At 68.5% G+C, this 13,230-nt stretch carries 11 protein-coding genes; 5 read left to right on the plus strand and 6 right to left on the minus strand.

Annotated elements, in window-relative coordinates; all coding sequences use genetic code 11:
* Positions 1-361 precede the first annotated feature (361 nt).
* From ElP_RS24625 to ElP_RS24635, 3 genes are all read right to left on the minus strand, one after another.
* Positions 362-1,924: a tripartite tricarboxylate transporter permease gene (locus ElP_RS24625; RefSeq protein ID WP_145274433.1), complete on the minus strand. Its 1,563-nt coding sequence runs from the start codon at positions 1,922-1,924 to the stop codon at positions 362-364.
* Between the two features lie 36 nt (positions 1,925-1,960).
* The gene (locus ElP_RS24630; protein WP_197446340.1) at positions 1,961-3,310 is read right to left on the minus strand and encodes a tripartite tricarboxylate transporter substrate-binding protein; all 1,350 of its coding nucleotides are present in this window, start codon (positions 3,308-3,310) and stop codon (positions 1,961-1,963) included.
* 193 nt (positions 3,311-3,503) lie between these two features.
* On the minus strand, positions 3,504-3,872 hold the full coding sequence (locus ElP_RS24635) for a DUF5658 family protein (RefSeq protein ID WP_145274439.1): 369 nt from the start codon (positions 3,870-3,872) through the stop codon (positions 3,504-3,506).
* Between the two features lie 177 nt (positions 3,873-4,049).
* Between ElP_RS24635 and ElP_RS24640 the strand changes: the two genes are divergently transcribed.
* Positions 4,050-4,379, plus strand: a complete 330-nt coding sequence (locus tag ElP_RS24640; protein ID WP_145274442.1) for a tetratricopeptide repeat protein — start codon at positions 4,050-4,052, stop codon at positions 4,377-4,379.
* 11 nt (positions 4,380-4,390) lie between these two features.
* Positions 4,391-5,545 (plus strand): iron-containing alcohol dehydrogenase, encoded by a 1,155-nt coding sequence (locus ElP_RS24645; protein WP_145274445.1) that lies wholly within the window; start codon positions 4,391-4,393, stop codon positions 5,543-5,545.
* 60 nt (positions 5,546-5,605) lie between these two features.
* On the opposite strand, the gene ElP_RS24650 is transcribed toward ElP_RS24645, so the two are convergent.
* The gene (locus tag ElP_RS24650; protein WP_145274448.1) at positions 5,606-6,622 is read right to left on the minus strand and encodes a DUF1559 domain-containing protein; all 1,017 of its coding nucleotides are present in this window, start codon (positions 6,620-6,622) and stop codon (positions 5,606-5,608) included.
* A 535-nt stretch (positions 6,623-7,157) separates the two neighbouring features.
* Between ElP_RS24650 and ElP_RS24655 the strand changes: the two genes are divergently transcribed.
* Positions 7,158-7,784: a sigma-70 family RNA polymerase sigma factor gene (locus tag ElP_RS24655; protein WP_197446341.1), complete on the plus strand. Its 627-nt coding sequence runs from the start codon at positions 7,158-7,160 to the stop codon at positions 7,782-7,784.
* Positions 7,785-7,888: 104 nt separating this feature from the next.
* The gene (queC, locus tag ElP_RS24660) at positions 7,889-8,611 is read left to right on the plus strand and encodes a 7-cyano-7-deazaguanine synthase QueC (protein ID WP_145274451.1); all 723 of its coding nucleotides are present in this window, start codon (positions 7,889-7,891) and stop codon (positions 8,609-8,611) included.
* Between the two features lie 55 nt (positions 8,612-8,666).
* Here the strand turns inward: queC and ElP_RS24665 are convergent, their stop codons facing one another.
* Together ElP_RS24665 and ElP_RS24670 are read right to left on the minus strand one after the other, a co-directional pair.
* Positions 8,667-9,662: a hypothetical protein gene (locus ElP_RS24665; RefSeq protein ID WP_145274454.1), complete on the minus strand. Its 996-nt coding sequence runs from the start codon at positions 9,660-9,662 to the stop codon at positions 8,667-8,669.
* Positions 9,663-9,915: 253 nt separating this feature from the next.
* On the minus strand, positions 9,916-11,637 hold the full coding sequence (locus ElP_RS24670) for a DEAD/DEAH box helicase (protein ID WP_145274457.1): 1,722 nt from the start codon (positions 11,635-11,637) through the stop codon (positions 9,916-9,918).
* A gap of 244 nt (positions 11,638-11,881) precedes the next feature.
* On the opposite strand from ElP_RS24670, the gene ElP_RS24675 reads away from it, so the two are divergent.
* Positions 11,882-13,225 carry a Gfo/Idh/MocA family protein gene (locus ElP_RS24675; protein WP_145274460.1) on the plus strand — a complete coding sequence of 448 codons (1,344 nt, stop codon included), beginning with the start codon at positions 11,882-11,884 and terminating at the stop codon, positions 13,223-13,225.
* The last annotated feature ends 5 nt before the right edge of the window (positions 13,226-13,230 follow it).

The raw sequence follows: 13,230 nt of genomic DNA on the forward strand, positions 1-13,230 counted from the left end.
GGGCCGACTCCACCCGCCTTCGAAACGGTAGGGACCTCTCATCCGAGGGAGATCGAGACCAAGAGGGCGGGCGGAATCGATGTGCCGCGATCGGATGGAGTGCGTGCCATCCGTCGCGGAGGGGGTCGACCCCGTTCGCCTCTGAGTGCGGGTCGACCCGTCTCCATAAAGGTACCCGGGCGGGCAGACCTCGGCAAGACTCCTCCCCCCCGACCTCCGGGTTGATGCCGGCCTCCTCGCTCGAAGACGCTCCGATCCGTCAACGGCAACGCGTTCCGCTGGGGAAATTGGAGGCGTCCCGAGGTTGATACGGTCGGAATCGCCCGGCACTCGGCGAACCATCCTCGAGGACCCCCTCGCGTCAGCCGCCGTCCGAATGGTCGCTGGAATCCTCCCGAGACGCTGCCGAGGCGGGGATCGCGTCCGGACCCCGGCCCCGGCCCAGGGAGACGAACAGGAGGATGAGCCAGATCAACGCGAGGATCCGGGCCGGCCAGCGGTCGATGAAGGCGATCGCGGAGCCGTCGGCGGACGTGAGGACCTGGATCAGTCGCTCCTCGAGCGGGCCGCCGAGGATGATCCCCAGCACCACCGGCCCGAGCGGGACCCCCCGCCGCTCCAGGGCGAAGCCGGCCAGTCCGGACGCGAGCATCACGCCGATGTCGAATGTACTCCCGTTGATCGCGTACGAGCCCAGGACGCAGAACAGGAGGATCACCGGCATCAGGATACGCCTCGGGGCCCGGAGCACCAGGCCCCCGGCCTTGATCGCGAGCAGGCCGATCGGCAACAACGCCAGGTTCGCGAGGATGAAGATCAGATACAGGCCGTAGACGATGATCGGCTGCTTCTCGAAGATCTCGGGGCCGGGCCGGAGATCCTTCATCATGAGCACGCCGATGACGATCGCGGTGACCGAGTCTCCGGGGATCCCGAAAATCAGGGCGGGGATCCAGGCACCGGCCAGCGCCGAGGAATTCGCCGTGGTCGCGTCGCTCAATCGGTCGAGCGCCGCCTCGTCGTCGGGCGTGTCGGGCTCGGGCTTCGACCGGCTCGAGACGCCGAGCGAGACCCAGCTGGCGATGTCCGCGCCGGCGCCGGGGAGCATCCCGATCAATGCGCCGATCGAGCCGGATCGGAATGCCGAGACCGGCCTCCGGAACAGCCGGCGGAGCGACCCGGGCAAAGCATGGAGCACCCGGACCCTCGAGACGTCGGCGACCGAGGTAGGCCCGGGAACTCCCGGTTCCAGGGTCAACAAGTTCTTCAGGACCTCGGAGACCCCGAAGAGGCCGATCATCGCCGGGATGAAGCCGATCCCCTGGTAGAGTTCCGGGTACCCGAGCGTGAAACGGGCACTCGCGTGGACCGCGCTCAGGCCGACCGTCGACACGAGCAGACCGAGCAAGACGGCCAGTGCCCCCTTGAGCGGGGCGTCCTTCGACACGACCACGGCGCAGGTCAGGCCGAGCACATAGAGCCAGAAGTGCTCGGCCGGACTGAAGAGCGTCCCGACCTGGGCGAGCTGGCTGCCCAGCACGATGAGGACGACCGCGCCGAACAGGCCCCCGGCCACGCTGAATACCAGGGCCGTGACCAGCGCCTCGTCCCCCTTGCCCCGGCTCGACAGGCCGCTCCCGATGTCGGCATAGGCCGCCGAGGCGGGGGTGCCGGGGATGCGGAGCAGGATCGTCGGGATGTCCCCGGAGAAGATCGCGCAGGCGACCATCGTGACCACCGCCGCCAGCGCGGGCAGGGGAGGCATCCAGTAAGTGACGGGGACGAGCAACGCCATCGCCATCGTCGCCGTGAGGCCCGGTACGGCCCCGACGAAGACCCCGTAGACCGCCGCCCCGAGCACGGCGGCCCAGATCATCGGGTCGAGGAGGACCTGCCGAAAGGCCTCGAGGATCGCAGGGTCCATCGGTCGTTCGCCCCCCAGGCCCGTCTCGAATCGGGATCACCAGCCGAGCCATCCCCAGGGCAGCGGCACCCTGAGGCCGACGGCGAAAATCTGATAGGTCGCCGGCACGAGGGCCGCCGAAGTCGCCAGCGCGACCGGCCAGCGGACGCCCAGCGCCAGCAGCATCCCCAACAGCAGCGTCGACGCCGAGAGGAGATAGCCGACCTGGCCCGCCAGGGCCATGTAGCTGACGACGAACAGGACGACCAGCCCCATCCGGGCCAGTCCGGCCCGGTCGAGGCGGGGGGCCCCGGGATCGCGCCGCAAGCTTCCCCTGAGGAGCAGGACCGCGAGCGAGGCGCCGAGCAAGGCGAGGATCACGATCGGGAAGATCATCGGGCCGTACCGGGTCCGACGGACCGACTGGAACGCCTCCCCCATGAGGATGTCCCCCATCTGGCGGTCGAACTGCTCCATGATCTCCCGGAATTCCCCCGGCGGTGCGGGCGAGACGTTGAAGCCGGTGTGCTCCATGAAGCCGAGGTAGTCCTCGCTCCGGATGACCCGGTCGACGGCCGAGACGAGCAGCTCGGCGCGGTCCTCGGGCACGCCCAGCGGCAGGCCGAGCCCTCGCCAGCCTCCCATCGACCAGTCGGAGCCCTGCTCCCCGAAGGTCGGGACGTCGGGGAAATCCGGGATCCGGGCCTCGGCCATCACCCCGAGGCAGCGGACGCGCCCGGCCTCCATCAGCGAGGAGGCCTCGGGGAGGCTGCAACAGACCATGTCGATTCCGCCGGACATCAGGGCATCGAGCGAAGGCCCGGCGCCGTTGATCGGGATCCAGAGGACGTCGTCGGCCCGGAGGCCTTCGGCGTCGAGCCAGCCGGCGAGGCTCACGTGCCAGATGCCCCCCTGGGCGGTGCCCGAGGCCTTGAGGGACCTCGGTGCCTCGGCGACCGCCGCCCGGACATCCGAGATCGAGCCCCAGGGGGAATCGGCCGGGACGAAGAGGGCCGCGGCGTCCTGGTTCAGGAGCATGACGGGGCGGAAGTCGTCGGGCCCGATGTTCGTGAGCCCCCGCCAGTGGAGCATGTTCAACTCCACAGTGATCATCGTGATCGAGTGGCCGTCCGGCGGCGCCAACGCCCCCCGGGTGTGTCCGGTGACCCCGGACCCCCCGGTCGCGTTCACCACGTTGACCGGGACGCCGAGATCCTGCTCCAGCATCGCGGCCACCTTGCGGGAGACGGTGTCCGTCCCCCCCCCGGCAGACCAGGGACAGATGAGCATGATCGGCCGGTCCGGGAATCGCTCCTCGCCGGAGCATCCGGCGAGGACGACCGCGGTCGATGCCAGGATCAGCGGCAGGAGCCGCCCCGGGGGTCGGATCGAGCGGGATCGGATCATCGTCGCCCCGGGGGAACTCGTCGACGAGGGCCGGGTCGCCCATGCGGCGATGCCAGGCAACAAACGGATACACGCGAATCCGGGCAGGGCACGGCGGCGGGGAGGGTCGCCTCGCATCGGGAACTCGGCCTCAACGATAGGCGGTCATCGGCATCGGGGAAAGGGCCCGGCCGTCGAGACCGCCGGATCCGGCTCAAAGCGGTTGTTGGAGGTGGAGGAAGACGCTGTAGACGACCACCCCCGAGGCGGCGAGGATCCCGACTCGGAGCACGAACTTGCCGCGCCCCGGCTTGATCCGCTCGACCAGTTCCGCGATGACCACGACCGCGGCGATCAGCCCGAATTTGTACGCGACGAGCCCCGCGATGTTGAATCGCATGTAGAACCACGCGGCGATCGGGTTCGACTCGACGAATTGCGGGCCCCGATGCAGCAGGGCGGTGGTCAGCAGGATATCCAGGATGCTCACCAGCAGCAGCCAGGAAATCTCGGACTCCAGGAGCAGGCTCCGGCCATGCCAGGGCTGCTCGCCGCCGGATCGGGGGCCGTCGGAATCGTTCATTCGAGATCGAATCCCCTGCTCGAACCGGGAGGATGCCCGCCCACAGAGGATGACCGCTCGGCTCGCGGGACGCAACGAGCCGGCGGCCTCGATTGACATTGGGGCCGATCACCCCGTAGCGTGAGATTCTCACGCCCGAGCGGGAGCCAATGCGCCGTGCCGGTTGGAGGAGCCTCGATGGCAGATTCCCGGAAGTCCGCCCGCCGCCTGGCACTCGAAGAAAGCCTGGCGGCCGACCCGACCGACGCCTTCCTCCGCTACGGCCTGGCGATGCAATGCCTCCGAGACGGCGAGGTCGAGGAGGGCAGACGCATGCTCGAGTCCCTGATCGCCGATCATCCCGACGATCAGGTGCCTGCGTACCAGCAGCTCGGCCAGTCGTACATGGACGAGGGGGACGCCGATCGGGCCCGGATCTGGTTCACCCTGGGGATTGCCCGGGCCCAGTCCGTCGGCGACCTGAAGGCGGCCGGCGAGATGCAAGGATTCCTCGAATTGTTCGGCTGAGGACTTTGGAAATGCCGGGCGGTCCCGACGCGATCTCGACGTTCACCTTCCCGAACCGCATCCGATTCGGGGCGGGGGCGATCGGGGAATTGCCCCCGGAACTCGAACGGCTGGGGGTGCATCGACCGCTCGTCGTCACGGATGCCGGCCTCGTCGCCTCCGGCCTTCTGGGAGCGACCCTGGCACGCATCCCGGCAATCACGGTTTTCGACGGAGTCCACCCCAACCCGACCGAACGGGACGTCGCCGATGCCATGGCAGTCTACAGAGAGGCCGGTTGCGACGGCATCGTCGGGTTCGGGGGCGGTAGCCCGATCGACGCCGCCAAGGCGGTCCGGCTGCTCGCGACCCACCCCGGCCGGCTCGCCGACTACGACGTGACGACCGGAGGCTCGGACCGGATCCGCCCCGACCTGCCGCCAATGATCGCCGTTCCGACGACGGCCGGTACTGGGTCCGAGGTCGGCCGAGGCGCGTTGATCCAACTCCCCCAGACCGGCAGGAAGACGGCCGTGTTGAGCCCCTTTCTCCTGCCGAGCGTCGCGATCTGCGACCCCGAACTGACCCTCGGTCTCCCCCCCGCGCTGACCGCGGGGACCGGGATGGATGCGCTGACCCACTGCGTCGAGAGCTTCCTCTCGACCAGCTACCACCCGATCTGCGACGGGATCTCCCTGGAAGGGCTCCGCCTGATCGCCAGGGGGCTGGAATCGAGCGTCTCTGACGGCTCCGACCGGGCCGCCCGGGCCTCGATGATGATGGGGGCGCTGCTCGGCGGGATCAGCTTCCACAAGGGGCTCGGCGTGATCCACTCGCTGTCGCATGCCCTGGGATCGGAGGGCCGGGGCCATCACGGCACGCTCAACGCGATCCTCCTGCCGCACGCCCTCCGATTCAATCTCGGGGCCGCCAGGGAGAGGATGGGCCTGTTGGCGGCCCAGATGGGCCTGGGACGGAACGGGGACGGGCCGGGCCATCTGATCACGCTGACCGAAATCCTGCTGGCCCGGCTCCCCCTGCCCCGACGCCTCGGGGACGTCGAGGGGATCGATCGGGATCGGATCGGTATTTATGCCCGACTCGCGATGGAGGACCACTGCCACCGGAACAATCCCCGACCGTGCGACGAGGAGTCCCTTGCCGCACTGCTCGAAGACGCCTGGTGAGTCGTCCCCGGCGGGCCCCATCGGCCTGCCGGGGACGATCGGAACACGCGATGAGTCCGATCAGTACTGATCGGCGCTGATGACCTCGCCCGCCTTGATCGTATTCAGGGCGATCCAGATCGGGTGGGCGATCGTCTCCTTGAGGAATCGGACCGAGCCGTCGCCGAGGACGACATTCACACCCCCGGGATGCCGGCTCCTCGAGGCGGCGAAGGCTTCGCTATCGCCCGCGTCGCCGTTACAAGGAAGTTGTGGTTCGTTGACGCAGAAGATCGGCTGGTTGAGGAAGTCGCCGCCGTCGGTCCGGAGGCCGAGGTAATCGGTGTACTTGTTCGGCGAGTACCGGGTCATGAACGATCCGCCGCCCGGGACGCTCGACCACATGACTCCCCTCACGTCATAGAGGTCCCCCTGGACGACCTCCGAGATGAAGACGGTGTTGCTGGTCCCGTCTCGGATCTCAGCCAGTCGGACGGTCTTGTGACCGAAGGCCGACTGCACGAAGCGCTGCGTTCCGAGATCTCGCTGCCTCCAGTTGGTGTTGCCCCAGCTCACCGCGTAGTTTCCCTTGGTGAACACCGGGCCGCTGAGCAGGCCACCCTGGTACTGGGGGGTGATCTGGAAGAGACGTTGCTCGTCGCTCGGGCACTGGAAGACGGCGACCTTGGTCGCGGAGACCGTACTATTGGCGAAGAACCCGAGGGCCGGATTCAACCCCGAGCCGGGGATCCCCTCGGCCCCCAGCTCGAAGTTGAAGGCGTCGTACAGGTTCTGCTGCTCGAACTGGGGGAGCATGAGCACGAACCACGGGGTATTGGGCGTCCCCGAGAAAATCGTGGGGAAGGTCGGCCCCGGCGGCCCAGCCCTCCAGATGCGTCCGGGGGCCAGACATCCGTGAACGTCATTGTAATTGTGCAACGCAAGCCCAAGCTGCTTCAGATGATTCGTGCATTGGGCGCGGCGGGCGGCCTCCCGAGCCGCCTGGACTGCGGGGAGCAGCAACGCGATGAGCACCCCGATGATTGCGATGACGACGAGCAGCTCGATCAGGGTGAAGCCTCGACGAGAACGGACCATGGGCGCAATCTCCTCCTCAAACGGGAGCAACACGGGCTCGGACGTGTCCGGTACCTGACTCTTATGCGAGGCGAGTCTGCCGTCGAGACGAACGTCGGAACGGCCAGGTGCGATCGATCGTAATCGACGCGTCCACGGGAGGCGAGCGTAATCCATGGAATCTCGACATCCTGAATCGGCACACGCGCTCGTCCAGGATGGATCCGGTGAACAGCTCCCCCGATCCTCCGAGCCGGGTGCATCCTTCGGCCGTTTCGAGGGGGGACTTCCTCCGTAAATCTCGCGAGACCTCGGGGGCTGGCGGCCCGATCGGCACCCAACCCGTGCCCGGATCTGTTGGGATCGTCGCGGGCTCGACCGCGACGTCGTCCGGGCTGGTATGATGGATTCCAATACAGGACTGATCGAGCGTGCCGAGGGGCGGAATCGGGATTCCCAACGGCCCCGAATGGTGACAGATGGGCGGGTCGCGCCGAGTTCGGCTCCGGCAACGAGCGGGCTGGTGGGCGATCGCCACAACCGTTTGCGGAGCAGGATGATGCTCGACCCCCAGTCCGAGCCTGACGGCCGGCTGTCCCTCCTCGATTGCGCCAGGACGGGCGACGTCGAGGCGCTCGGAAGGCTCCTTGAGCTGTACCGCGACGACCTCGCGATGCTCGCCCGTTACCAGGTCGGGGCCCGGCTCCGGGGCAAGGTTGACCCCTCGGATCTGGTCCAGGAGACGTTCCTCGAGGCCCATCGCGATTTCAATCAGTTCCGGGGGGCGACCGAGCGCGAATTCGCCGCCTGGCTCAGGCGTATCCTCGCCGCCAACCTCGCCAACCTGATCCGGCACTACTTCGGGACGCAGCGGAGGGACATGAACCTGGAACGCGAGTTGATCGACTCGTTCAGCGAGCTCTCCCGGATCTCCGACCGCGGCCTGATGGCCCGGCAGGAGACCCCCAGCCAGCATGCCTCCCGGAGGGAGCAGGCCGTCATCCTCGCCGATGCCCTCCGGGACCTGAGCGAGGACTACCGGGAGGTGATCGTGCTCCGACACCTGGAGGGCCTGAGCTTCCCCGAGATCGCTCGACGTATGGACCGGTCGGAAGACAGCGTCAAGAAGCTCTGGGCCCGGGCCCTGGCCCGATTGCGGCGGGGGATGAAGGCGACCCCCTGAGCAGCTCCGCTCCCCGACCTTGCGGCCACGGATCGTTCGAACGACCATGGGATGCGATGTGATCGTGTCTGGGCACCGTGCCCGCCGAGCGAGGCGGAGGGATCATGAGTCAGCGACCGAAGGGCGTCGTCCTGCTGAGCGGCGGGCTGGATTCGTCGACAGTGCTCGCGGAATGCATCGCCTCCGGGTACGAGCCGTATGCCTTGACCGTCCTCTACGGGCAGCGACACGCCGTCGAGCGGGAGGCGGCCCGGAGGATCGCCGGGGCGTTGGGGGTCGCCCGACACGTCGAGATGCCCATCGACCTCCGAGGTTTCGGCGGCAGCGCCCTCACCGACGAGATCGAGGTTCCCAAGGATCGGTCCGGAGAGACGATGGCGTCGGGGATCCCGATCACCTACGTCCCGGCCCGCAACACCGTCTTCCTCTCGCTCGCGCTGGCCTGGGCCGAGTCGCTCGGCGCGTTCGACCTGTTCCTCGGCGTCAACTGCGTCGACTACTCGGGCTATCCCGATTGCCGCCCCGAATTCCTGCTCGCCTTCGAGAGATTGGCCATGCTCGCCACCAAGGCGGGCGTCGAGGGCGCCGGGCGCTATACGATCCACGCCCCGCTGCTGACGATGACCAAGGAGCAGATCATCCGACGGGGGATCGAGCTGGGCGTCGATTACGGCATGACCCACAGTTGCTACGACCCCGACGACAGGGGGCGGGCATGTGGCCGGTGCGACTCCTGCCGCCTCCGGCTCGACGCGTTCGGGCGGCTCGGGATGGATGATCCGGCCCCTTACTCCCCGACCGCGTCGAGGGGCTCGACCGGGTCATAGCTCGAACCCTCGACGGCGATCGACGCGAGTCACTCGACCCGATCGGGGCGAGCGATCAGTCGTAGACCCACTCATAAGCGGGGGTCTTCAGGCGGATTTCCCGCTCCCGACGGTCGAATTCGTCGCCCGGCGTGTCGAAGTCGATTCGCAGGGTCTTGTACCTCACGTCCTGGGCCCCGTCTTCGCCCTGGGTGATCTGCAGGCCGTCCGAGAGCCCCCGGACGAAGACCTTGAGCGAGTCGGAACGGGCGATCTCCTCGTCGAGGACCCAGAATGCGACGCCGAGGACGGCCTCATCGACCTCGTCTTCCTCGCTGGGGGGGATCATCCCCGTGACCCGGACCGCCCCCAGCAACGGGGCGCCGACGACGGACGCCGCCCCGGCCGCGGTCGGGCTGGTGTGTTCCCGGACACGGACGACCTCGACGGCCTGAGGCAAGACGACGTCGGGGGATCGCTGACCGTCGTCGGTCTCCAGGAAGAACTGCGGGACGAACATCCGGGGCTTCCCGGAGCGGTTGACGACCCGGTAGTAGAGGTACAGTACGGTGCGCCGACCGAGGTTCGGGATGTCGATCGTCCGGGTCCGCAGGGGTTTGAAGGCGAAGTCGAGGACCCAGACCCCTTCCCGGAGCGCGGAATCCGCGGTCGCCGAGCCGGATTGCTGACCGGCGATCGACTCTCCCTCCTCGAAGACCCCCTGGACTTGGCCGAGGGTGAGCGTACCCTCGAGGCCCTGATCGTCGTCGGCCAGGATGGTCCCGGTGGCGCCCGAATTCTGACCGGTGACCTGGTCGCCGATCTTGAAATTGGCCTGCTGCTCTCGGTAGTCGACCTGAGGGGCCTTGTCGCGTGGGAGTGGGGTCGCGTCGATCACCGTCTCATTCACCCGGGGGCTGCGCCGCGGGATCTGGACGGTCGGCAGGGTCTGGTCCAGGGTGAATTCGGGGATCGGCGCCGGACCGGAGTCCTGAGCGAAACCGTGGGAGGGCCCGACCGGGCCACCGAGGCAAACACCGAGCACGGCCACCAGGCGAACGGTATGTCGCACGGAGGGCACCTCCCGCAACGAGGATCGACGGATAGAGGGTCGGATTCGGGCGCGCAGGGACAGGGAGGTCTATCGACGTGAGTTTCCGAATTCTACCCTCGGGTTTGCACTTACGTCAAGCGGAAGCGGTGTCACCGGGAACGCTTCGGGGGGATGGGCCGCCCTTCAGGGAACGGAGTGCCCTGGTCGGCGGGGCACCCCCGCGAGCTTACGGAAAGGCTCGTGGGTGGGCCCGGGATCGAGGGTTCCACGATCAATCCGCGGGTCGGACCGTCACCTTGCGGCCCTTGATCGTGCTGGCCCGGAGGGCGGCGACGACCTCCTGGGCGACGTCTTCGGGCACCTCGACGAAGGAGAAGCGGTCGGCGATCTCGATCGCGCCGATCATCTTCCCGCTGATGCCGGCCTCGTTGGCGATCGCGCCGACGAGATCTCCCGGACGGACCCCCGCCTCGCGGCCCGCCCCGATGAAGAGTCGGGCAACCCCTCCGCCGAACCCGGCCGTCGGGGCGACGTCCTTCCTCGGCGGGCGATCCCGGGCCGGCCCGTCCCCCTTCGGCCCTCGGGCGGGGCGTCGCTCCCGCTCCCGGGTCGGGCGTTCGGCCCGGGGGGCGATCTTGGGGATCTCCTGCTCGTCTTCGCCGTCGTTGCCCAGGGCGTCATGCGCGAGTTTCACCGCGGCGAGCGTCACCGCCATGATGTCGAATTCGCCGGTCAACGACTCGACGACGACGCGGAACCGGTCCAGGTCGCCGCCGATCAAGGTCTCCCGTACGGCGGCCTGGGTCAGGTCGAGCCTCCGGGAGCGGACGTCGGCCACCGTGGGGACCTGGGCGAGCTCGATCTTCCGCTTGGTGACCCGCTCGAAGTTCTGGAGCAGTCGGTGCTCCCTCGGCTCTGTGAGGGTGATCGCCACCCCCTCCCGCCCGGCACGCCCGACCCGGCCGATCCGGTGGACGTAGGATTCGACCTCCGTCGGCGGGTCGTAGTTGACGACGTGCGAGAGGTGCTCGATGTCCAGCCCCCGGGCGGCGACGTCGGTGGCGATCAGCAGGTCGGCGTTCCCCCCCCGGAACTTCTTCATGACCCGATCACGCTGTTCCTGGGACATGCCCCCGTGCAACGCCTCGGCCCGATACCCCCGGGAGTTGAGCGTCTCGGCCAACTGGTCGACCTCGTCCCGCCTCCGGCAGAAGATGATGGCCGAGGTCGGGTTCTCCAGGTCGAGTACCCGGCCGAGCGCGGCGATCTTGTAGGCCCTCGGCACGACGTAGGCCACCTGGCGGACCTTGGGGACGGCCCCGGCCGGCAGTTTCTCCTTGGCGATCGTGATCTGGACCGGGTCCCTGAGGTGCCGCTTGGCGATGGCGGCGATCCGGGGGGGCATCGTCGCGGAGAAGAGGACCGTCTGCCGCTGGTCGGGCGTGGCGGAGAGGATCGCCTCGATGTCGTCGGCGAAGCCCATGTCGAGCATCTCGTCGGCCTCGTCGAGCACGACGGTCGCCACCCCCTCCAGCGGCATCGTCCTCCGCTTGATGTGGTCGAGGGCGCGACCCGGGGTCGCCACCACGACGTCGACCCCCCGGTCCAGCGCCCGGAGCTGGGGCCCGTATGCCTGGCCGCCGTAGATCGCCAGCACGTCGATCCCCAGGGCCTTCCCATAGCGGTGAACCGCCTGGGCCACCTGCATGGCCAGTTCCCGGGTCGGGACGAGGACCAGGTTCGTCGGCCTCGGGCGGTCATCCCCCATCAGGGAGAGGCGGTGCAGCAGGGGAAGGGCGAAGGCCGCGGTCTTCCCCGTCCCGGTGGCCGCCTGGCCGACGAGGTCGCGGCCCTCGATCAGCGATGGGATCGTGGCCCGCTGGATCGGGGTCGGCTCCTCGTAGCCTAGGGTGGCGAGCGCCTCGACGAGGCGAGGGTCAAGGCCCAGGGAGTCGAAGCCGGGGCTCGCGTCTTCGGGGCGAGGCTCTGCCATCCTGAACGATCCCTTCGGGTGAATCGGTCCTCGCCCGGGGGCCCGGTCGGGCCGATCCGCGTCAGGCGAATCGGCCAGTCTATCAGGAATGCCGCGGCGACGGAGGGCCAGAATCGCGTTTTGTGTTCAGGATCCCCCGGCCCGATTCGCCTGGGACCCTGTCGCGTCCCCGGGACATTGCGGCTAGATTCAGGGCGTCCTTCCCCCTTCGAACCCACACCACGATCGAGCTGCGAGGGAATCCATGATTCGTCGCCAGTTCTTCCGCGCCGGGGCGGCCGGGCTCGCCCTCTCGGCCGCGGGGCGATTCGCCGAGGCGGCCGCCGCCATGCAGGGCAAGCGAGTCGGCCTAATCGGCACCGGGTGGTACGGCAAGGTCGACCTGTTCCGCCTGCTCCAGGTCGCCCCGGTCGAAGTCGTCTCTCTCTGCGACGTCGACTCGAGGCTTCTCTCCGAGGCCGCAGAGATGGTGGCCCTGCGGCAGAAATCGGGCAAGACGCCGAGAACGTACTCCGACTACCGGGAGATGCTCAAGGAGGGCGACCTCGACATCGTCCTCGTCGCGACGCCCGACCACTGGCACGCCCTGCCGATGATCGCCGCCGTCGAGGCCGGGGCCGACGTCTGGGTGCAGAAGCCGATCAGCGTCGACGTCGCCGAGGGCAAGGCCATGCTGGACGCCGCCCGGAAGCACGGCAGGGTCGTCCAGGTCGGCACCCAGCGTCGGAGCACGCCCCACCTGATCGAGGCCAGGGACCGGGTCGTCCGCGAGGGCCTGCTCGGGAAGATCGGCCACGCGGAAGTCTACTGCTATTATCACATGAGGAACCGGAGCAATCCCCCCGACTCCGCCCCGCCCGACCACCTCGACTGGGAGATGTGGACCGGCCCGGCACCGATGCGGCCCTACAACCCGATCGCCCACCCCCGCGGCTGGCGGTCGTTCACGGAGTACGGCAACGGGATCGTCGGGGACATGTGCATCCACATGCTCGACATGCTCCGCTGGATGTGCGAGCTAGGCTGGCCGAATCGGGTCTCCTCGTCCGGCGGGATCTACGTCCACCCGGAGGCGAAGGCGAACATCAGCGACACCCAGACGGCCACCTTCGAGTTCGACGAGTTCCCGGTCGTCTGGCAGCATCGGACCTGGGGCCACCCCGTCGACCCCGATTACCCCTGGGGTGCGACGATCTACGGCGACAAGGGGACCTTGAAGCTGAGCGTCCACAGCTATGACTTCATCCCGGAGGGGGACGGCGAGCCCATCCACGGGGACGTCGTGTACGAGCTGGACCGATACCCCGAGGACCGGACCGAGAAGGATCTGGAACGGCACGTCGCGCCCGCGGTCCGCCTGCACATGCTGGACTTCCTCGGGGCCATCGAGTCCCGCGGGACGCCGGTGGCGGACATCGAGCAGGGCCACATCTCGACGGCGTCCTGCATCCTCGCGAACCTCTCGATGAACCTCGGCCGGACGCTCTCCTGGGACCCCGAGGCGGGGAAGGTCGTGGGCGACGAGGAGGCCAATCGACTGCTGGCCAGGCCCTATCGCGACCCCTGGCGACATCCCGGGACCGCCTGACCGGG

Origin of the sequence: Tautonia plasticadhaerens (genome assembly GCF_007752535.1) — a bacterium.
Lineage (GTDB): Bacteria > Planctomycetota > Planctomycetia > Isosphaerales > Isosphaeraceae > Tautonia > Tautonia plasticadhaerens.